The organism is Tateyamaria sp. GN1-10, assembly GCF_055693845.1.
Window position 1 is genome coordinate 3,471,976 of the sequence record NZ_JBVFUR010000004.1, and the last position, 21,051, is coordinate 3,493,026.

Annotated in this window: 20 protein-coding genes, 1 tRNA gene and 1 pseudogene; 11 read left to right on the forward strand and 11 right to left on the reverse strand. The window is 58.0% G+C overall.

The genetic code is table 11. The annotated features are described in order from the left end of the window. Positions 1-50: 50 nt before the first annotated feature. The 4 genes from ACZ1HN_RS19280 to ACZ1HN_RS19295 form a co-directional block, all read right to left on the reverse strand. Positions 51-827 (reverse strand): hypothetical protein, encoded by a 777-nt coding sequence (locus ACZ1HN_RS19280; RefSeq protein WP_472728665.1) that lies wholly within the window; start codon positions 825-827, stop codon positions 51-53. Positions 828-1,272: 445 nt separating this feature from the next. Continuing rightward, complete coding sequence (locus tag ACZ1HN_RS19285) at positions 1,273-1,974, reverse strand: hypothetical protein (protein WP_472728666.1); 702 nt, start codon at positions 1,972-1,974, stop codon at positions 1,273-1,275. Beyond that, complete coding sequence (locus ACZ1HN_RS19290; protein WP_472728667.1) at positions 1,967-3,148, reverse strand: tyrosine-type recombinase/integrase; 1,182 nt, start codon at positions 3,146-3,148, stop codon at positions 1,967-1,969. Before ACZ1HN_RS19290 ends, ACZ1HN_RS19285 begins: the two co-directional genes overlap by 8 nt. Before the next feature lie 147 nt (positions 3,149-3,295). Then, positions 3,296-3,385 (reverse strand) — tRNA-Ser (locus ACZ1HN_RS19295). 357 nt (positions 3,386-3,742) lie between these two features. Here ACZ1HN_RS19295 and ACZ1HN_RS19300 point away from each other — a divergent pair. Next, the gene (locus ACZ1HN_RS19300; protein WP_472728668.1) at positions 3,743-4,588 is read left to right on the forward strand and encodes an NADP-dependent oxidoreductase; all 846 of its coding nucleotides are present in this window, start codon (positions 3,743-3,745) and stop codon (positions 4,586-4,588) included. Between the two features lie 45 nt (positions 4,589-4,633). Here the strand turns inward: ACZ1HN_RS19300 and ychF are convergent, their stop codons facing one another. Then, entirely contained in the window at positions 4,634-5,728 is a 1,095-nt protein-coding gene (gene ychF / locus ACZ1HN_RS19305; RefSeq protein WP_472728669.1) for a redox-regulated ATPase YchF, read from the reverse strand. Positions 5,729-5,917: 189 nt separating this feature from the next. On the opposite strand from ychF, the gene ACZ1HN_RS19310 reads away from it, so the two are divergent. From ACZ1HN_RS19310 to ACZ1HN_RS19320, 3 genes are all read left to right on the forward strand, one after another. Beyond that, on the forward strand, positions 5,918-6,403 hold the full coding sequence (locus ACZ1HN_RS19310) for an acyloxyacyl hydrolase (RefSeq protein ID WP_299202070.1): 486 nt from the start codon (positions 5,918-5,920) through the stop codon (positions 6,401-6,403). A 59-nt stretch (positions 6,404-6,462) separates the two neighbouring features. Then, positions 6,463-7,257, forward strand: a complete 795-nt coding sequence (gene trpA / locus ACZ1HN_RS19315; protein WP_299698810.1) for a tryptophan synthase subunit alpha — start codon at positions 6,463-6,465, stop codon at positions 7,255-7,257. A gap of 173 nt (positions 7,258-7,430) precedes the next feature. Further along, complete coding sequence (locus ACZ1HN_RS19320) at positions 7,431-7,799, forward strand: hypothetical protein (RefSeq protein WP_299698809.1); 369 nt, start codon at positions 7,431-7,433, stop codon at positions 7,797-7,799. Here ACZ1HN_RS19320 and ACZ1HN_RS19325 read toward each other — a convergent pair. The 5 genes from ACZ1HN_RS19325 to ACZ1HN_RS19345 form a co-directional block, all read right to left on the reverse strand. Further along, complete coding sequence (locus tag ACZ1HN_RS19325; protein WP_472728670.1) at positions 7,796-8,425, reverse strand: (d)CMP kinase; 630 nt, start codon at positions 8,423-8,425, stop codon at positions 7,796-7,798. The two genes, ACZ1HN_RS19320 and ACZ1HN_RS19325, sit on opposite strands and share 4 nt — an antisense overlap. 3 nt (positions 8,426-8,428) lie before the next feature. Beyond that, positions 8,429-9,775 (reverse strand): 3-phosphoshikimate 1-carboxyvinyltransferase, encoded by a 1,347-nt coding sequence (gene aroA, locus ACZ1HN_RS19330; RefSeq protein WP_472728671.1) that lies wholly within the window; start codon positions 9,773-9,775, stop codon positions 8,429-8,431. A gap of 147 nt (positions 9,776-9,922) precedes the next feature. After that, positions 9,923-10,621, reverse strand: coding sequence for a tRNA (guanosine(46)-N7)-methyltransferase TrmB (gene trmB / locus ACZ1HN_RS19335; protein ID WP_472728672.1), 699 nt, complete (start codon positions 10,619-10,621; stop codon positions 9,923-9,925). A gap of 72 nt (positions 10,622-10,693) precedes the next feature. Then, positions 10,694-11,140: a MarR family winged helix-turn-helix transcriptional regulator gene (locus ACZ1HN_RS19340; protein WP_472728673.1), complete on the reverse strand. Its 447-nt coding sequence runs from the start codon at positions 11,138-11,140 to the stop codon at positions 10,694-10,696. Next, positions 11,133-12,278: an Acg family FMN-binding oxidoreductase gene (locus ACZ1HN_RS19345; RefSeq protein WP_472728674.1), complete on the reverse strand. Its 1,146-nt coding sequence runs from the start codon at positions 12,276-12,278 to the stop codon at positions 11,133-11,135. The genes ACZ1HN_RS19340 and ACZ1HN_RS19345 overlap by 8 nt, the downstream gene beginning before the upstream one ends. A 159-nt stretch (positions 12,279-12,437) precedes the next feature. On the opposite strand from ACZ1HN_RS19345, the gene ACZ1HN_RS19350 reads away from it, so the two are divergent. Further along, on the forward strand, positions 12,438-13,601 hold the full coding sequence (locus tag ACZ1HN_RS19350; RefSeq protein WP_472728675.1) for an alpha-hydroxy acid oxidase: 1,164 nt from the start codon (positions 12,438-12,440) through the stop codon (positions 13,599-13,601). A 63-nt stretch (positions 13,602-13,664) separates the two neighbouring features. Here the strand turns inward: ACZ1HN_RS19350 and ACZ1HN_RS19355 are convergent, their stop codons facing one another. Continuing rightward, entirely contained in the window at positions 13,665-14,837 is a 1,173-nt protein-coding gene (locus ACZ1HN_RS19355) for an MFS transporter (RefSeq protein ID WP_472728676.1), read from the reverse strand. 148 nt (positions 14,838-14,985) lie between these two features. Here ACZ1HN_RS19355 and ACZ1HN_RS19360 point away from each other — a divergent pair, with 148 nt between their 5' ends. From ACZ1HN_RS19360 to ACZ1HN_RS19385, 6 genes and pseudogenes are all read left to right on the forward strand, one after another. Beyond that, complete coding sequence (locus ACZ1HN_RS19360; protein WP_299599109.1) at positions 14,986-15,633, forward strand: 50S ribosomal protein L25/general stress protein Ctc; 648 nt, start codon at positions 14,986-14,988, stop codon at positions 15,631-15,633. Between the two features lie 365 nt (positions 15,634-15,998). Next, on the forward strand, positions 15,999-16,682 hold the full coding sequence (gene pth / locus ACZ1HN_RS19365) for an aminoacyl-tRNA hydrolase (protein ID WP_472728677.1): 684 nt from the start codon (positions 15,999-16,001) through the stop codon (positions 16,680-16,682). Positions 16,683-16,740: 58 nt separating this feature from the next. Beyond that, positions 16,741-17,712 (forward strand): DUF2332 domain-containing protein, encoded by a 972-nt coding sequence (locus tag ACZ1HN_RS19370; RefSeq protein WP_472728678.1) that lies wholly within the window; start codon positions 16,741-16,743, stop codon positions 17,710-17,712. A 63-nt stretch (positions 17,713-17,775) separates the two neighbouring features. Continuing rightward, positions 17,776-18,941 (forward strand): annotated as a pseudogene (locus ACZ1HN_RS19375) (serine hydrolase domain-containing protein). Positions 18,942-18,944: 3 nt separating this feature from the next. Beyond that, a complete protein-coding gene (locus tag ACZ1HN_RS19380) occupies positions 18,945-19,313 on the forward strand; it encodes a DUF2237 family protein (protein ID WP_299202032.1) in 369 nt (122 codons plus the stop codon). A 187-nt stretch (positions 19,314-19,500) separates the two neighbouring features. Further along, positions 19,501-21,027 (forward strand): hypothetical protein, encoded by a 1,527-nt coding sequence (locus ACZ1HN_RS19385; RefSeq protein WP_472728679.1) that lies wholly within the window; start codon positions 19,501-19,503, stop codon positions 21,025-21,027. Positions 21,028-21,051: the final 24 nt, after the last annotated feature.

Sequence of the window (21,051 nt, forward strand, 5' to 3'; positions counted from 1 at the left end):
GACAGCAGGGTTTAGCATGTAGCCAAATCGAGCAGAGAACCGGCACATCATTAGCCCTTCCCCGATGCTATTGCATTCTGCGCCATCGAACTCTTAAGCGTCTCAGTCCTTGGTGAAATCTTCACCACTTCTATTGGTGTAACGCCTTTTTCTTTTTCTTTTTCTGATTCTGCTTTCCTTTCCTGTGCCAGCATCGTGAGGCCATCCTGAGGGGACGGTGAAGGCACCGTGCTGTAGTCGAAGAAGCCGAAGCTGATATCCTTTATCTCAGGCACTTCCTCCAAACGCTGGCGGCGAACCTCTTCAACCATCGCATAGTCGAGGTCAGGATGTTTATGCCGTGCCTGAACAATGAACCTTCGAAGTTCCTCAACGACCTCCGGCCCATGCTTGCTGTTCGGGTCGTATTCACTGACGCGCATAGCGCTACCGCACAAGAATTCTGCAATTGATCGAGCGGTGATCTTGGCACGGGGAACGCGATTGGTAAGATACTCCCTTGATCGAGTGATTACCTGTGACCGGTTTTCAGGCGCGTACTCTTCGTAGAACCAACCAACAACGCGGATGAATCCTGTTTCATCATCGTAGTCGATCAGATTGGCATTTTTGAGCACTTCAATAACCTCGTTGAGCTCAGCCTCAGTTACGAAACATTCGTTGATCAAATCGCGCCTGGGGAAGCGGTAAAAGCCAAGGTAGACCGAGTTCGCATTGACGCGAGCCACCCAATACGTGGTCCGGGCGGGATGGTTATTTCCCAGGCTAACCAGTTCATCTGATCTGTGGATGTCGGCTCTCGATTTAACGAATTTCATCTGTCCCAAATGTTAGTTTCCTTCGCTCGAAATGTTGCAACACCGTGCTTAATCCACGCTCTTGTGGGTCGGTTTAGTTTGATTTGCGAACAAGATTCCGATAGGAAAGGGATGCTAGAACCATCTGACGAAGCCTCGCTCGCGCGGGGTTTTGTTCGTTCTAGGGTGATGGACTTTCGTTTACGACGAGTGCTTGTTGAACCCAGGCATTCAGGTCAGCACCGTGGTATTTTATTCTTCTACCAAATCGCAAAAAATTGGGCCCCACCCTTCGATGTCGCCACTGCGCACGCTTGTTTCGGGGGCGATGACATCGAGCTCCGTATCGTTGTCATCGTAAATTCTATCATTCTCAAAGATGTCAGGTCGCATTCAAGGCCTCCACACTGATTGGGTTTGACCGAATGCTGGCACATGCAGGGCCGTCTGAATTCCTCAAACAGCTTTCAGGAATCTATCTTTTTTCCTCCGCCCACGCTGCAACTGGCAAAAAATGTAGAAAGAGCGGCGCTTTCATCTTGATGGGATTAGTTCTCTTTTGAGACGCAAATCGTTCCTTCAGGAAGTCCACAACACGCTCCTCCCCCTGCACTATCTCAAGATCGTTGCGAAGTCTGGCATGCTGATAACCAGCCTTCCAAAGAAAGACGTAGTGTAAAATATCAGCGTATTGCCTCCAGAGCCCTTCGAGACGGCTGGGACTAGTCTGCTTCAGAGCTCTTGGCAGCGCATTCCTGAACTCGGGGTCCTTTTGAAATTCGCCGCGCATATTGTTTAGTTCGACCAAGCTTTTTGACACCATTGCATAGGCCTCTTCTTTGCTTGCTCCTCGCAGCACGGCCTCCAGCACCATCCTCAAGGGTTGCACGTCGTTGAAAATCACGTCCAAGATCAAAGCGCTCGGACTATGCAATTCGCATCGAAGTTCTTCCGACTCCTCGAGAACCTTGAAGTGCGTCATGGCATTGAGCTCATTGCCTTGATCAAGATCCGCCTTCGCCCATTCGATGTAGTAAAATGAAAGAAACCCAAGATATGTTCTGTCAAAACTAATCGCCTTTGAACGACTCAGGAAAAGGGTTTCGACTGCTAACCATTGAGCTTCTGCCGACGAAATGAAGGGAAAGCCTTCTGAAGGAACCCGTAGTTCAGGCATAAGGCTTTCCGCCGATAAAATCACACCAAGTTTCTAGCAGGTTTCGTCTTTTGGCCAAGAGATCCGAGCGAGCGTAGGCACGTTCGACCTCAGAACCAACTTGATGAGCAAGGCTCATCTCAGCCACTTCTCGCGACACACCCGGCTGCTCAGATGCCCAGTCACGAAACGTAGATCTGAACCCATGCACAGTTACATTTTCGACCTGCATCCGACGGAGCAACATAAGCATGGACATATTGCTCATGGGTTTATGCCGTTTCTGACCCTCAAAAACCACCTCCGACTTAAACGCTTGGAGCGGCTCAACAATTGCCAGCATCTGAGGCGTCAGCGGCACACGGTGTTCTTGATCTGCTTTCATGCGTTCAGCTGGAACGATCCATAGCTTCTGATCGAAATCAAACTCTTCCCAGCGGGCATGCAAAACCTCACTTGTGCGACCGGCCGTCAGACAAGTGAACATTAACGCCTTTGCGGCCATCGCATCCTTTGTAGCAAGATCAGCGAAGAAGCCGGGCACATCCTTCCAGTGCATTGCCTTATGGTGCTGCACCTTCTGTTTGACCTGTGGCAGCACACGGGCGTCGCGGATCGTCGTTACCGGGTTCTCGCCATCTCGAAAACCCTTCGACTTCGCCACGTCCAGCACCGCCTTGACCCTCTGCGCGAGCCGTTTGGCAGTTTCGTGCTTCTCGGTCCAGACAGGCAACAAGACTTGCAGCACCTCAGGTTGACCCACTTCGGACACTGGCAAACGCCCAATCTTTGGGAAGGCATACTCGGCCAGCGTGTTGATCCATTGCTGGCCGTGCTTTGGGTTCTTCCACGTTGGTAACCGTTCGATGTGAACCTGACGCGCGATATCTTCAAAGCAAGGGATCTCCTGCCTCCCATTGTAGCGCGGATTGATCCCTCGCTTCGCTAGCCTGCGATATTCCAAGGCGCGATCACGCGCTTCGTTCAATGTCACGACATCAGCGCCACCGAGCCCGAAGTCGGTGCGTAGAGGCTTCCCTTCGCGGTTGCGCTGGCCCTTCACTGTGACACGCACAATCCAGCGTCGTGCGCCGGATGGGTCGACCACAAGGTACAAGCCGCTCCCGTCGCCGTGGCGACCGGGGCCGAGGGTTCGCACCAGATTTTTCGTCAGCTTTCCGCCAAGTGCAGCCATAAAAGTACCACGATTTCTACCACGCAATGAATAGAAACGAGTGTATTCGAAGAGAAGTGAAAAGCAACTACGAATGCAGATAGATCAACAAAAACAGCCCCATAAGGGGTTGAATGAGTGCCAACAGAACTGAATGAAAATGGTGGGTGGCGGAGACGAAGGGATTCGAACCCTCGAGACCCTTCCGGGCCTACTCCCTTAGCAGGGGAGCGCCTTCGACCACTCGGCCACGTCTCCGTTGACCCGTCTATCGTCCCACTCCAGCCAGAGCAAGCAGAAAGCAGAGCGTCCAACAAGGAGCAGCGCTGATGCAATTTGATGCAGTTTGATCGGCGCTTCAGGCCGCGAAACATAGAATCCTTGCATAAGCAAGAAATTCAACCTTGGATTGAAACTGCACCATCCGGTGCAACTCTTCAACCCGGGAAAAGATTATGTCTAAGCATACAGCGATCTCTTGGTTTTTTAACGAGCGCCCCAACGATGTATTTACGACAGAAACCCTCACCCTACGGGAGCATATTTTGACTGACCTGACGGAAGGTCAGTTCAGAGTGAAGATCCACTATCTGTCCCTCGACGCCACAGAACCGTGTGTGGGTGTCGGACTGGGATATCTACATGGATCCCGTACGCATCGGCGATCCGATGCGCGGCTTCGTCGTCGGAGAGGTCATAGAAAGCAGAAACACCAATTTTCCAGTTGGAAGTTTTGCTTCTGGCATGGCCTCGTGGTCAAACCAAGTGATTGGCGATGAAACAAGTTTTACGCCTTTCCCCGCGCAAGAAAATCTGGGGCAGGCCTTCGCTGTCACGAGCATTGCGGGCCCCACGGCACATGTCGGCCTGCACCACATTGGTGAACTGCGAGACAACGAGACAGTTGTTGTCAGTGGAGCGGCAGGAGCCGTGGGGTTGATGGTCTGCCAAATGGCCAAGAGGAAGGGGTGCCGGGTGATTGGCATTGCCGGTTCCGATGACAAATGCCGGATGCTCACAGAAGACTTCGGGATCGACGCGGCGATCAACTACAAAACCCAGGATGTGACGGAGGCCCTTGGCGAGGCTTGTTCAGACGGCATCGACCTGTGCTTCGAGAATGTCGGCGGTGACATTCTTGACGCTTCGCTCACGCATATGCGCGACTTCGGGCGTGTCGTGATTTGCGGACTGATCTCAAGTTACACTGAAAAGGACCCGGTGCCCGGGCCCTACATGTTCCGCAACATCATCATGCGACGGTTGAGCATGCGCGGCTTCGTGATCCTCGATTACATGGATCTCATGCCGAAAGTGCAGGCCGATCTGGGCGCATGGGTAAAGGCGGGTGAGCTGAGACTGCCGCTTCATGTGGTGGATGGGCTGGAGAACGCGGTGGACGCCGTCAATCTGCTCTATACCGGCGGTAACACCGGTAAGGTGCTTGTGCGCATGGTGTAAAACGCTTGGCCGGGTGTGCTGCGGATCACCGCGCTGCTCGGCCTTTCACGAATGCAGGAAATGCAGGACATCCCCGTCTTTCACCTGATATCCCTTGCCTTCGGCGCGCATCTTCCCAGCGTCCTTGGCCGCCTGCTCTCCTCCTAAGGTGACAAAATCGTCATAGGCAATGGTTTCTGCACGAATGAAACCTTTCTCGAAATCGCCGTGAATGACACCAGCCGCCTTGGGCGCAGACGTCCCAGCCTTGATCGTCCAGGCTCGTGCTTCTTTGGGGCCAACAGTAAAGTATGTTTCGAGATGTAGCAGGTCGTAGCCTGCGCGGATCAACCGATCGAGCCCCGCTTCGGACAGTCCCATTTCCTCAAGGAACATCTGTGCTTCGTCATCCTCAAGCTGGCTGATTTCTTCCTCGATCTGGGCCGAAATCACGACATGGCTGTTACCCTGCGCCGCCGCCATATCAGCCACTTTGGCAGAATGGGCATTGCCCTCGGCCGCTTCTGCCTCTCCGACGTTGCAGACATATAGAACAGGCTTGCTGGTGAGCAGTTGCAGCATGGCCCACGCCTTGGCGTCTTCGTCATCCACCTCGACCACGCGGGCCGGTTGACCATCTTCCAGGGCACCAAGCGCTGTTTTCATCAAACGCTCCTGTTGGACTGCTTCCTTGTCGCCACCGCGCACTTTGCGCACGATGTTTTGCAACCGCTTTTCCAGGCTCTCGATATCGGCAAGCATCAACTCCGTCTCGATGGTCTCGGCATCGGCAACCGGATCGACACGCCCCTCAACATGGGTGACATCTCCATCCTCGAAACAGCGCAAGACGTGCGCGATCGCATCAACCTCGCGGATGTTGGCCAGAAACTGGTTGCCCAGCCCCTCGCCCTTCGATGCGCCTTTAACCAGGCCAGCGATGTCTACAAAAGTCATCCGGGTCGGTATGATCTGCTTGGATGCCGCGATTGCCGCCAGCTTGTCCAAGCGGGCGTCAGGAACAGCAACTTCGCCTACATTTGGCTCGATCGTGCAGAAAGGAAAATTTGCCGCCTGCGCGGCCGCCGTCTTGGTCAACGCATTAAAAAGTGTCGACTTGCCCACGTTCGGCAAACCCACAATTCCCATCTTGAAACCCATTTCATCGTCCTTTCAGCCGTTGCGCTGCTTCTAGCAGGACAGTGAACAGGTGCAAGGCGGTGACAGGTTCAGACAAAGTGATCGCGTTTTCTTGAAAGAAATTGAATTGATGCAGCCGCATTGGCCATGGTGGTTCGGGCCGCGGATAGATATTAGCTGCGGCGGAAATTTAGAATTAGGAAGAACAACATGAACCGTATTTATGTTGCCATCATTTCACTGCTGCTCAGCATCACTGCCGCATCTGCACAGGAATTGACCTTTGCGCTTGGGACATCAGACTTTGGCGAAGGCGGACGGGACGGTGCGGCCTTTGATCTTGAGTATCGCCACACACCATTTGTGCAAAAGCGCGTTCTGTCCGTCGCTTGGGGCGCAAGCCTTAGCCTCACTGGCGAAGGTGATGCGTTCATAGGCGGTGGTGTCTGGTCACGCTGGCAGTGGAACAGTGGCTGGTTCATCGATAACAGCATCATGCCCGGCCTCTACGAAGAAGGCACGTTTCAGAATTTCCTTGGGTCCACGTTTCAAATCCGATCTCTTCTCGGGGTCGGATACCAGTTCGAAAACGGGCACGCGATCTCTGCGGTAATTTCACACAAATCAAATGCCGACCTGGCAGATGTCAATCCGGGCATGAATGCATATTCCATCCGATATCATTTCAAATTCTGACAGTGCTTGCCTTTCCTGCATCGCTTTGGCAGGTGAGACAGGACGGACAGGAGACTGAGATGACAACCCGGATCGACGCCAAATTCGCGGCCCTGGCAGCCGAAGGACGCAAGGCTTTTGTGTCGTACATCATGGCGGGTGACCCCGACTACGATACATCCCTCGAGGTCGTCCGGGGATTGCCGGCAGCGGGCGTGGACATCATTGAGCTTGGTCTGCCTTTCACGGACCCGATGGCGGATGGACCAACCATTCAGCTTGCCGGGCAGCGCGCGCTCGAAGCCGGTATGACGCTTGACCGCACACTCGACCTGGCGCGCAGCTTTCGGGAAACAGATGACACGACGCCCATCGTTCTCATGGGCTACTACAATCCGATCTACTCCTGTGGCGTCGACGCCTTTCTTACAAAGGCAAAGGACGCAGGAATCGACGGCCTGATCGTCGTTGACCTCCCGCCCGAAGAAGACAGCGAATTGTGCATCCCGGCGCAAGACGCGGGCCTGAACTTTATCCGGCTGGCCACGCCCACAACCGATGACAAGCGCCTGCCGCGCGTGCTGCAAAACACATCCGGCTTTGTCTACTACGTATCAATCACCGGCATCACAGGTGCCGCCGAAGCCGAGGCAGGCGATGTAGGTCCCGAAGTGGCACGGATCAAATCCGCCACCGACCTGCCCGTGATTGTCGGTTTTGGCATCAACACACCCGAAAAGTCCAAGGCCATCGCGTCGGTGGCAGATGGCGCAGTTGTGGGATCGGCCATCGTCGGCCGGATCGCAGCCGGTGACAGCGTCGACGCGGTGCTGGCCTTTGTCAAAACGCTGGCGGATGGTGCACACGCCGCCTGACCCACTCAGGAGACAGACTTCCCGCCTCGCGGGAAATTTCTGAAATCATTGAGTTTTCTTACAAATGTGACACAGTTGTACGAGTACCTGAACAGTGGTTAACGATGTCGAACGACTTACGATCCCCATCTGAAGTTTCAGAGCATCTGCTTGCGCGCACCGGGACTGCATTGATGTCGGGAGATTTTGAAAGCTTTGCCCAGTGCTTCTCTTTTCCCTACGATCTGGAAACGCTTGAAGGGCAGCGCCAGATACACACCCGTGCAGATCTGAAGACCACATTCGACGCGGTACACGCTCATTTGGTCAAACAGCAGGTGACCATAATGGCCCGCCATTGCGTGTCAGCAAGCTTCCGAAGCGATAACGAAGTTGCAGCGACACATGAAACCCGGCTGCTCAGTCGGGATATTCTGGTGCAGCAACCTTATCCTGCATTCTCGCTCCTGAAACGGGGTGCGGATGGGGAGTGGCGGATCACCTGCACGTCCTATGTCATTGTCGATTCGGCAGAATTGAACTGCGCATTGCAAGCCGGCTAGGTGGCGGTTGCCCCTCGGCACATCTCAACATGTGATATGGCCGCGGCGACTGCCTCTTCAATCGACATATCAGAGGTATCAATGACGCGCGCACCCACTGCAGGCTTCATCGGGGCCGCATCTCGCTCGCTGTCCCGCGCATCCCGAATACGCACATCTTCCAGCACCTGCTCCAGGGTGCGGTCATCGCCCTTTCCGGACAATTCCTTCCATCGGCGCTCCGCCCGCACCTCGGCGCTCGCGGTGACGAACAGCTGCGCTTCGGCATCGGGGTAGATCACCGTACAGATGTCCCGCCCATCCAGAACCGCACCACCGGGACGGCGGGCAAAATCCCGTTGAAAGTCCAGTAGGGCGGCGCGCACCTCTGGTATGACAGCAACACGGCTGGCCGCCTGCGCCACCTCTGCCGTGCGCAGCCGACCATGCTCAAGCGCCTCAGGCAACAACGCCCGCGCCGCCTCAATCGGGTCCGCCCCGTCCAGCGCCAACGCCCCAACCGCCCGGTACAACAACCCGGTGTCCAGATGCGCAAATCCGAAATGCGCGGCAATCGCGCGGCTGATCGTCCCCTTACCTGCCGCGGCAGGCCCATCGATCGCAACGGTGAAAGGCGCGGAACTCATGGATCAATCGCGACGCAACTGCGCGCCAAGCCCACCCATCAGCGGCTCGAAAATCGGAAAAGACGTGGCAATCGGCCCACCATCATCCACCGACATCGGCTTCTGCGTGGCCATCCCCATGACAAGGAACGACATGGCAATCCGGTGATCCAGATGGCTGGCACAGGTCACGCCGCCCGGTACATTACCGTGACCCAGGCCAGTCACCGTCCACCAATCGGGCCCATCCTCAACGGTCACACCGGCGGCACGCAAACCGGTCGCCATCGCGTCGATCCGGTCACTTTCCTTGACCCGCAGTTCCTTCACGCCGGGCATGTGCGTCTGCCCCTTGGCAAAAGACGCCACAACCGACAGCACAGGATATTCATCAATCATGCTGGCCGCACGCTCCGCAGGCACCTCAATGCCCACCAGATCGGGCGAGAACCGGACGCGCAGATCGGCCACTGGCTCCCCGCCCTCTTCCCGCTCATTCTCATAGACCAGATCCGCACCCATCTCGCGCAGCGTGGTGAACAGCCCGGCCCGGGTCGGGTTCAACCCAATATTCGGCACCAAAACATCCGATCCGGGCACAATCAGCGCCGCACAGACCGGAAACGCGGCCGAGGACGGATCACGCGGCACATCAATATGCAGCGGCTTCAGCTCCGGCTGCCCTTTCAAGGTGATGACACGGCCCGCGTCTGTCACCTCAGTCGAAATCTCGGCCCCGAACCCTGCCAGCATCCGCTCGGTATGATCGCGGGTGGCCTCGGCCTCGATCACCACCGTCTGCCCGGGCGCATTCAACCCAGCCAGCAGCACGGCGGACTTCACCTGCGCCGAAGGCACCGGCACGGTGTACTCCACAGGCACCGGGTCCGCGGCCCCCACCAAGGTCATGGGTAAACGCCCCCCAGACCGGCCCACAGCCTCACAACCAAACAGCGCCAGCGGATCGGTCACACGCGCCATCGGGCGACCGTTCAAGCTGGCATCGCCGGTAAACGTCACGGAAATGGGGGATGTCGCCATCGCCCCCATGATCAGGCGCACCCCGGTGCCGGAATTGCCGCAATCAATGACCTGATCAGGCTCGGCAAAGCCCCCCACACCAACACCATGCACAGACCACGACCCGCCGCCATGGTTGATTACTTCGGCGCCAAAGGCCTGCATGGCCCGGCCCGTGTCCAGCACATCCTGCCCTTCCAGCAACCCGGTGATCGTGGTTTCCCCCACGGCCATGGCCCCCAGGATCAGGGACCGATGCGAAATGGACTTGTCGCCCGGCACATCTGCAGTCCCCGACAGGGATCCACAGGCAGAAGAGGTCATGGGGATCGGATCACCGTGGCTGGACATGTTTGCGCTCGCATCAATTCTTTCGGCGCAGACCTACCCCGCCCGCACAAGCCCGTCCAGACCGCGCACGCGCCTGTCTCTTCTTCTGGCTGAAAATACCTCGGGGGAGCGCGGAACGCGCAGGGGGCCAGAGCCCCCAATATCTCCCTAAAAAACCCGCCGAAAGGTCAGATAATGCGGCACCCGCCCCTCGCGCAGCGCCTTTTGCTCGTAGCGCGTGCTGATCCAGTCGTCCCACGGCGCCCGCCAATCGGCAGGGCGCTCGGCCAGCCATTCAAAACCGGCCTTGGGCACCTCTTCCAACGTCTGGCGCACATAGTCGGGGATATCGGTCGCCACGCGAAAGATCGCCCCGGGCTTCAACAGGCGGGCCAAGGGGTCCAGATGCTCCGGCGTCACGAAACGGCGGCGGTGATGGCGCGCCTTGGGCCACGGATCGGGATAGAGCAGAAAGGCCCGGTCAATCGACGCCTCCGGCAGCACATCCATCAGGTCCCGCGCATCTCCGGGATGCACTGCCAAATTGTCCACCCCGGCCCGCCGGATCTTGCCCAGCAGCATCGCAACACCGTTGATGTACGGCTCCGCGCCAATGATGCCCACATCCGGGTTCTGAGCGGCCTGATGCACAAGATGTTCGCCACCGCCAAAGCCAATCTCAAGCCAGACGGGCTTTCCCTCAAACCGCGCGTCCAGATCAAGCGGATCACGCGCCGGATTGTCTTCCCAGGACACGGGCCCTGGGGACAAGGCGGCAAGGTCCTCATCCAGATAACGTTTCTGACTGTCCTTCAGGGCCTTGCCCTTCAGACGTCCATAGAAGTTGCGGTGTGGGCGTTCTGTCATGGGCGCGCATGTATCGCGCCACCCGCGCCGGGGCAATGGCGTAAGGCTTAGGTGTCCTGTGCCACCCCAGCATCAATCGCGTGCGGCGTCCAAATATGCACGCAGATCGCTCAACACCGGTCGGATCTCGACCAACCGCGCCACGTCAAACTCTCGGGCGAGCTTCGCGAAGTCAGGCCCAAGGGCAGCAATCACCTCGGCGCGCAGATCGCGGCCTGCCTGCGTCAGCCAAACGCGCTTTGATCGCCCATCCTCGGGATTGGGCCGTGTTTCCACCAACCCATGTGCCTCCAGCCCCTTCAAAGTGTGGGTCATAGATGTCTTGGGCACTTGAAAGGCGCGCGCCATCTCCACCGGCGTGCGTCCATCCGACACACGGGTAAGATGGTTCAACACGGAAAAATGCGGGGCAATCAGCCCATGCGGAAGCCGCGCCTCAAGGATGGCGCGGCTCAACTGTTCGATGATGCCGATCTCGTTGAACACTTCGAAAAAGACCGACGGGTCAGTGTTATGCATGCACGATCTTGCTTTCCAAATCCCAACGCGGGCTGTGCGGCACAGCCGCGCCATAGCCCAATCGCCCCAACATTTGCACGGTTTCGCCCCCCTTCGCCAGCATCCCATGCGCTTCGTCGTAAAGGGCAGCCATCTCCGGGAATTCCTGCAACGTCTGGCTCATCGGCTGCATGCCCAACCCGGCGGCTGTGGTGGCAAGGTTCAGACGCAGCCAATCGCGCCCCGCCGTGATCTGATCGGCGCGGCTGTTGCCCGCCGTCGTCAACCAGACATAGGCCATGCCGGTCATCGCCGTGGCCTTCACCATCTCAAGCCCCTGCCTGTAAGACAGCCCATCCCGGTCCATCGCCGCCTCGCGACTGAACAGACCAGCCAGACGCAGGGCCTCAAATTGCGGCCCGGAAAAGTCGATGCCATCCGGGTTCGCATCCACCTCGCGATGCCCGATCCGGAACAGGTCCACGCTTTCCTTGTACGTGCGCGGCGTCTCGAACTCGATGTCAAAGGCGCGGGCGGTCAGCAGGCGCAGGGCCGCAACGCGGTCCGGATCATTGCTGGTCTCAACGCCCGCCCCCCGGATGACGGGCGCCATGATGCTCTGCAACACCGCCTGCGCCACGGGCCGCTCCGTGTCATATGGCTCTTTCAACGATCGCCGGTCCATCACATGCGCAAACAAAGGCGACGGCTCTGCCGCGCCGGGCGTGAGCCGCGCCACGGCCACCCGGCGATCGTCCAGCACGGTCGTGTCCTCTCCATCCGAAAACACATCCAGCTCCACCCCAATCCCATCCTGCGCCGCGGCCAGCACCATCAGCTCCAGGAAACAGCCCAGGCCCACCACAATCTGACGGCTGAACGGATCGGTATGGGGCAACAAGCGATCCGTATCGACACGCAGCGTGACCTCGCCTGCGGTGCGCAGATCAACCTGCCAGGGCTGCCGGTTGTGCGGGTTAGGGGCGAGGATGGCATAGGACAGCGCCCGCATCCGGGGTTCGGCATAGGTGCCCGCAAGCGACCACGGTTTCAGGGCGGTCTGCGGCGTGCGGGTCACGGCAAACGCCCCGGCACCAGAGGCGGCGAGGATCGATCCACCTCCAATCAGGGCAAGCGTTTTGCGACGGGATAAGGACATCGGAGTTTCCATTGGTGCGATTTCGAACTATATAGTTGATATAATGCGATATCGCACAAAACAAGTTCCACTTCGCACTACAATCCTGAACGCCACATCATCTCTTGTTTGAAACGCACCAAATTGGTAAGCAAACCTAACCAATACCGAAGGTTCGCCATGCCCGTCATCACCAATATCGAAGATCTCAAGCGCCTCTACGAACGCCGCGTGCCCCGGATGTTCTATGACTATTGCGAATCCGGAAGCTGGACCGAGCAGACATTCCGCGACAATTCCTCCGATTTTGATGACATTCGCCTGCGCCAGCGCGTGGCCGTCGACATGTCCGGGCGCAGCACCGCTTCCCAGATGATCGGGCAGGACGTCGCGATGCCCGTGGCCCTCGCCCCCGTTGGCCTTACCGGCATGCAGCACGCCGACGGAGAGATGAAGGCGGCGCGGGCGGCGGAAAAATTCGGCGTCCCCTTCACCCTGTCAACCATGTCCATCAACTCGATCGAGGATGTGGCAGGCTTCACCAACGCCCCCTTCTGGTTCCAGCTTTATACGATGAAGGATCAGGACTATGTCAGCCGCCTGATCCGACGGGCGAAGGATGCGAACTGTTCGGCCCTCGTCATCACGCTCGATCTGCAGATCCTTGGACAGCGGCACAAGGATTTGAAAAACGGCCTCTCCGCCCCGCCCAAGCTGACGGCCAGGACACTTGCGAACCTCGCCACCAAATGGGCCTGGGGCATCGAAATGCTGTCAGCCAAACGGCGCGAATTCGGCAACATCGTGGGCCACGTGGACGGGATCAGCGATGCTTCATCCCTGGGCGCGTGGACGGCAGAGCAGTTCGACCCGACCCTCGATTGGGACAAGGTCGCCAAGCTGAAAGAGCAATGGGGCGGCAAGGTCATCCTCAAGGGCATTCTGGATGCGGATGACGCGAAAATGGCGCTCAAGGTCGGTGCCGACGCCATCATCGTGTCAAACCACGGCGGGCGACAACTTGATGGTGCGCTGTCCTCCATCCGCGCCCTGCCCCCGATCCTCGACGCAGTGGGCGATCAGATCGAAGTGCATCTCGACAGCGGCATCCGCTCCGGTCAGGACGTGCTCAAGGCGTTGGCGATGGGTGCAAAAGGCACCTATATCGGCCGTGCCTTTGTCTATGGGCTGGGCGCCATGGGGCAAGCTGGCGTGACGGAAGCACTGTATGTGATTCACCGCGAGCTGGACACGACAATGGCCCTGTGTGGCGAGACGAACGTGGCCAATCTCGGGCGGCATAATCTTCTGGTGCCCAAAGGCTTCGAAGGCCAGTGGCAGTAAGGGATTTCGCCTCAGTATACTGAGGCGACCGGCTGGGGCTCTGCCCCAGACCCCGCGGTATTTTCAGCCAGAAGAAGACATGGACGTGGTGCGCGCCGTCAGCATCCGGCTCCATGCAGGCAACAGGATGGCCGCGACCGCAAACATGATGCCCGCGATGACATAGAAGGATACGCGCAAGCCAAACCCTTCGGCCACGAACCCCATGATGACCGGGCCCAGGAAGAACGCAGCGTATCCCAGTGCTGCCGCCTGGCTGATCGCCGCCAGACGATATTTTGGACGCACGGCCTGCCCGACAAGGCCAAGCGCCAATGGGCCAACAACCGAAACCCCCAAGCCCCCCAGCAGGAAGCCAAGGTAGGCCGTGTTCAACCCCGGTGCCATGCCCGCCAGCGCAAGCCCGAAGCCTGCGATGCAGGACGCCAGCATCATGACGCGCAGTGGCGGCCAACCGGCCCCGAACACATGCCCGCCAAGGCGGCCAACAGCCATGCCAACCGCCAGCAAGGCCGGGCCCATCGCGCCCTCTGCCGGGCCACCGCCCAGCGTGCGTTCGACATGCAGCGCGGACCAGCCTTCGGATGCCGCTTCGCCCAGGAAGGCTGCCAGAACCACAAGTCCACCGACCCACACAAGGGCACGGGGCATGCCCGTCGCGTCCTGTGCGTCTTCCTCGGCCTGCGCGCGCATGGGCAGCACCATCCACGGGAACAGGACGGCGACGGCCAAGCCCATCGCAGCAAAAACCGCGACGGGGCCAAACCCGCCCTCACGCGCAATCCCAACCCCGATCGCGGCCACCGCATAGGCAACCGAGAACAAGCCGTGGTTCAGATTCATCAGACTGCGGCCCGTATCCGCCTCGGCCTCGCTGACCTCGGCATTGGCCAACACATCCGCAATGCCGGAGCCCCCGGCCGCAAAGAAAAGCGCGATGCCAATGACAATGGGCGTATGCGCAGCACCGGCCAACACGAACCCCGCCACCATGCAGGCCGCCCCCACGATCATCGCCCACCGCCCGAACAGACGATAGAACAATGGTGCGAGCCACATCGCCATCAATGCACCGGTCGACCCGATCAGGATCAGCGTGCCCCAGGCCCCGTCGCCCACGCCCACCTGCGCCTTGATCACAGGCATCTGCGCCGAAAACGCGGCCCAGCCAAAGCCAACGACAACAAAGCCCGCCAAAGCGCGGCGAGACGCAAAGAGATCGCTCAATATCCGCATGACCAAGCGGTGACACGGGCCGCTGCCATGGTCCAGCCCCAGACTGCGCATTTTGCATCTTTTCAAGCGGCGGGAACCGGTCTAAGACGCAGCCTTCACGCGGGGTGACAGCCTTGGAGGCACCCTGCCCTAACTTTGGAGAAATACTATGGCTGGAGAGATTCCTGATCTCGAAGCCCTGGAACGTACGGGGACAGGCAAGGGCGCCGCTCGTCAGGCCCGCCGCGACGGCATGGTTCCAGGGATTGTTTTTGGTGGTGACAACGATCCGCTGCCAATCAATCTGCCCTTCAACAAGCTGCTGAAAATGTTGAAAGCCGGTCGCTTCAAGTCGACCCTGTTCAACATGAAGGTCGACGGCCACGACGACGTGCGCGTCATCTGCCGCGACGTGCAGCGCGACGTGGTCAAGGACCTGCCGACGCACGTGGACTTCATGCGCCTGCGCCGCACCACCAAGATCAACCTGTTCATCGGTGTTGATGTGGAAGGTGAAGACGTCTCGCCCGGCCTGAAAAAAGGCGGCGTGCTGTCGCTGGTCCGCCCCGAGGTGGAATTGGTCGTGACAGCCGGCGATATCCCTGAAAGCATCAGCATCGACGTCAGCGAAGCCGAAGTCGGCGACAGCATCACCATATCGTCGGTGACACTGCCCGCAGGCGCCAAGCCGACCATCGACCGTGACTTTGTGATCGCGACGATCACCGCGCCGTCCGGCCTGCGGTCTTCCGAAAACGAAGAAGGTGCTGAGGACGAAGCCGAAGAGGCCACCACCGAAGAGGGTGGTGAAGAATAAACCGTCCTGCCAAGGACCAACGTTACGAGGGCCGCTCCTGATCGGGGCGGCCCTTTTGTTTTGGGGTCAGACCACCGGTCTTTAACAAAGCGTAAACCACTCGGCACAAAGGTTAATGCTTACCAATGCGTTAACGGCCATGAGATAGGCAATATGCGCAGTTTGGTGACAAAACTGTGCAGTTTGTGGAAAACCGGTCGAAACCCGGGGATTTCAGACCGGCAGAATATCGCGGTTTCAGCGTGAAACTGTGCAGTTTCATCCGCCACGCCGCGTAAACCCCCATCGCACGGTGCGTTTAGACTTGGCTGGACCACCCATGCCCCCTTCCCTATGCTGCGCTGCAACATCAAGCGAGGACCGCAATGAAACTCATCGTCGGACTGGGAAACCCAGGCGCGAAATATGTCCGGAACCGACACAATATCGGGTTCATGGTTCTGGACCGGATTGCCTCGGATCACGGCTTCCCGGCGTGGAAATCCAAACATCAGGGCGTGGTGTCCGAGGGACGTTTCGGGTCCAACCGTGTGGTCCTTCTGAAGCCGGAAACCTACATGAACAAATCCGGTGACAGTGTGGGGGCCGCGATGCGGTTCTACAAGTTAGATGCAGAGGATGTCATTGTTTTACATGACGAAATCGATCTTGCCCCCGGCAAGGTACGCTGGAAAGTGGGCGGTGGTCACGCCGGTCACAACGGGCTGCGATCCCTGCATGCACATATCGGTGCCGATTATGCTCGCGTCCGTCTGGGGGTCGGCCATCCGGGCCATAAGGATGCCGTGCCCGGCTATGTGCTGCGCGACTTTCCCAAGGCGGATGAGGCATGGCTTGATGACGTGATCCGCGGATGTTCAGACGGCGCGCCGCATCTGGCGACTGGGGATGGGCCAAAGTTCATGAATGCCGTTGCCCTGCGCACCGCCCCGCCACGGTCGGGGTCAGGCAGGGAAAAGTCTGAAAAGCCAAAGACTTCAGAAGATATTCAAACCAAGCAGGCAGACACACGATCCGCCCTTCAGAAACTGATGGACCGCTTTTCATGACGTTGACCCAAGCCTTCCTCGATCAATCCGAAACCTGCACCCGTATGGGCTCCCCCTCATGGGACGTGTGTTGAAAATCCTCGCAAATCGATGGGACGCAACCAGCGCATTGGGTCAGAAAATGGAGGAATATCAGGGGGATATTGGCCCTGCCGGCCATTCCCTGCCTCTACGGATCGGAGGCGGTCTGCACGCACTTGTGCTGCAGGCCAAGGACCCCGCCCTCGCGGCCGCCTATCCTCCGAATATAGCAGATGATGCAACCCTTGAGACAGCTGTCGTTAATGCCCTGAAAACAAGCGAGGATTTCTTCCTCGACTGGACACTGAACGCACCCCAGACAAATGAAGTCCGGCGCAGCGCTGCGCTGATTGCCATGGCCCGGGTAGCGACGTCTTACTTCGATCGACCAATCGTTCTGTCCGAGCTGGGCGCAAGCGGTGGTTTGAACCTGATGTGGGATCGTTTCGCGCTCCAAGCAAACGGAGACCGCTTCGGCCCGCAAGATGCTGTGCTGACACTGCAACCAGAATGGTCAGGCCCAACACCACCAACCAGTCTCCCACACGTCGTCGATAGGTCAGGCGTGGACCTCAATCCGTTGAATCTCAATGATAAAAATGACACGTTGCGTCTGCTATCCTACCTCTGGGCAGACCAGCCACACCGGGTGGAACTGACGCGCGGCGCCATGTCGATCCTGTCAGCACAGGTGGACAAGGGGGACGCCATTGACTGGCTCGAAACCCGCCTCGCTTCCGCGCCCGAAGGGCATATGCACATGATCCAGCACACGGTCGCCTGGCAGTATTTTCCCAAGGAAAAACAAGATAAAGGCACAGCATTGATCGAAGCGGCGGGCGCAAATGCAACGCCGGAAACACCCCTTGCCTGGATGCAAATGGAAACAGATGGTGACACAACCGGTGCCATTGGCGCGGCTCTGACCTTGCGGCTCTGGCCCGGTGACGTCACCCTGAACCTCGGTCGTGCCGACTTTCACGGTCGCTGGATCAACTGGACAGGCTGACGCCGGGGCACAATTGCCTGACGATGCGGCCCTGTGAATAAATGCGCGGGGTGGAGGATAAAGATGCGAATTGTTTTAAAATGGATAATTCGTGCAATCATTGCGTTGATTATTGCCGTTGTATTGGTTGGTTTTTGGAAGCGAGAGGAGATCATGCGACTGCTCGCAGTCAACTCGTTATTCAACGAAGATCGGATCGTGTCGAATTTCTCCAACATGGATGGGGCATTTCTCCACAGAGAAATCTCCAACGGCTCGGGACCAGTCAGCCCGTTGCCCGTGGGCATAGCCACGGATATGCCCACCACCTACGAAACCTGGGTCACCGACAGGACAGTCACATCAACGCTGGTGCTTAAAGACGGTCAAATCGTGCACGAGGCGTACTACCAAGGCACGAAACCCGATGACCGGCGGATCAGCTGGTCCGTCGCAAAAAGCTATCTCTCAGCCCTGTTCGGCATTCTGGTTGATGAAGGTGCCATCACATCACTGGATGCCCCGGTCACAGACTACGCGCCCATGCTCAAAGGTGGAGCCTATGATGGCGCCACGATCCGTAATGTCCTGCAAATGACGAGCGGCGTCACATTTGACGAGGACTACCTAGATTATGACAGCGATATCAACCGGATGGGCCGTGTTCTCGCCTTGGGCGGCAAGATGGATGACTTCGCAGCCGGGTTGACCGAAACCTTCGTCCAGCCGGGCGAGACGTGGCAATACACGTCAATCGACACCCATATTGTTGGAATGGTTGCGCGCGGCGCCACGGGGCGCGATATCCCCGATCTGATGGCGGAAAAGCTGATTGAGCCGCTCGGGCTTGAACACTCCCCCTCTACCTGACAGACGGCGTCGGTGTCGCCTTTGTGCTTGGCGGTCTGAATATCACCACGCGGGACTACGCCCGTTTTGGGCAGATGATCCTGCAGAACGGCATGTGGCAAGGCCAACAGATCGTGCCCGCGGACTGGATAGCTGCCTCGACCCACGCCAGCGCGCCGACAGAACCGGGTCGCATCGGTTACGGGTATCAATGGTGGATTCCAGCTGGCGCAACCGAGGGTCAGTTCATGGGGCGTGGTATCTACGGGCAATACCTCTATATCGATCAGCAGGCGGGTGTCGTAATCGTCACGACTGCGGCTGATCGCCAGTTTCGCGAAGCGGGCGTGAATGATGCCAACATCGACATGTTCCGCGAGATCGTGATCGCAACGGAGTGAGAGATGGAACCGGATGAAAGCGTCAACGTGCTGGGCACTGCACTGCAAGCCTGCGGCATGGACCCTGTCACCGGCTTCTTCCGGGATGGGCATTGCAATACCTGCGCCGCAGACCAAGGCAGTCACACAGTATGTGCGGTGATGACGGCCGAATTCCTCGCGTATTCAAAATATGTCGGCAATGACCTGAGCACACCGCGCCCTGAATTCCGTTTTGCAGGGCTAAAGCCCGGCGACAGCTGGTGCTTGTGTGCCTCCCGCTTTCTACAGGCACACGACGAAGGCTGCGCACCAAAAGTGTCGCTCGCAGCGACACACCAACGCGCGCTCGACATCGTGCCATTGGATGTTCTGCAGCAACACGCAGCCTGAATAGCATGACCGCTACCTTTTCTGCATAAAATCAATATCTTTCCGGAAACTAGGGCAACTTTATCAAAGGAACGCAACGTCATCGCCAAGTTGACGTTTGGTCCGCCTGCCCCTTCGATTGACGTAAAAAACCTGCCTCTCGCACGCTGCAATTACACGCATCGGTAGCGTGCCCAGGGAGGAAAACATGGGATTATTTGACTATCGCGGTCAGAATGGCCGCACACTTGTGCAAGATGCAATGGCACTGATCGACTACTCGTATCACGGTCTGTTCGCGGGGGAGCGTGAACGGTATCTCGAAGATGGGTACAATCCATTCAGTGTTACTGCCACTGGCGTCGAGTTGTTATTTGGCGCCGACAGTGGCGCCCGCAATGACATCGCCGTTTCGAACGTAACAGCCGCTGGATGGACAATATTGACGGCGGCAGATTTGGGTTTGCCGAACAGCCGCACCGACGCGTTCCACACGTTTTCGGGCGCAACCCCTCAATTCAAGAATGCACAGGCCGATGTGCTTGGAAAATACGATTCCGCAGGAAATCTGGTGGAAATCGGTTTTGTTATTCGCGGCACATCAGGCCCGATTGACGATCTCATCGGCGACACCACGGGCGACGTACTCGACTACCTCGAGTTTCTAAGCGCCAATCCAAATTATACCCAAGAAGCGTTCTCAGACGTGCTAACTGCCATCCGCGATCTCGCGCAGACCAATGGACTGGATGCGAATGATATCCTGGTGACAGGTCATTCGCTTGGCGGCGGAGCGGCCGTGAACTTGGCCGAGACCAGCGACAGCTTTCTCGACGGCTTCTTTGTCGATGCCAACTACATCGGCGCCGCCGCACACTACGTGGTTGAAAATGGCGCAGCCATCCTATCAAACGGGGCCGAGGTTTTCACGTTCGACTTCGAAAACGACCCGATTGGCGGAGCCATTGTCGACGGCATCCCGCAGCTTTTGGGCAATTCCAACGACTACGCGTTCAGCACGAACAACGTCGTCTTGTTCAACGACCTCTATGATACGCCGGTTTTCTCGGCAGGGGCGTCGCCTGTTAACCTTCTGGCGTGGACAGCTCATCTCGATCACGCCTATCTCAATGCGTTCAATACCATCCTGCGGTCCGAGTTCTATGACGAGCTTGACCGTGACAGCGTGATCGTGATCGCAGATCTGTCGGACCAACGCCGTGACACCACTTGGGTCGAGGACATCAACCTGTTCTTCACCTCGACCGGTCACCACGGCGGCGACGCCTATGTTCTCGGCTCACTTTTCGACGACCGTTTGCGCGGACAGGAAGGCGACGATGCGCTGGAAGGGTTCGCTGGCGATGACTGGCTTAAAGGCGGGCGTGGCAACGACCGTTTGCAGGGCGGCACCGGAAACGACAAACTGGAAGGCGGACACGGAAATGACGTTCTTACAGATGGAGACGGTCAAGATACGTTGAATGGTGGCTCGGGCGCGGACGTATTTGTGCTCAGTTACGACGGGGACACAGACCGCATCGAGTCGTTCGAACAGGGACAAGACCTGATCGATGTGTCAGATTGGGGTGCGACCTCATTCAGTCAACTCGACATACGGCAAACCGGGTGGGACAACGTGACAGTGCGTTTCGGGTCCGAAACGCTGATTGTGGATGATGCAAGCAACCGGTTCTGGTTCGACCTGGGCGAAAACGACTTTGTTTTGGCCTAAACCATCATGGTTTGAGGGGCTCCG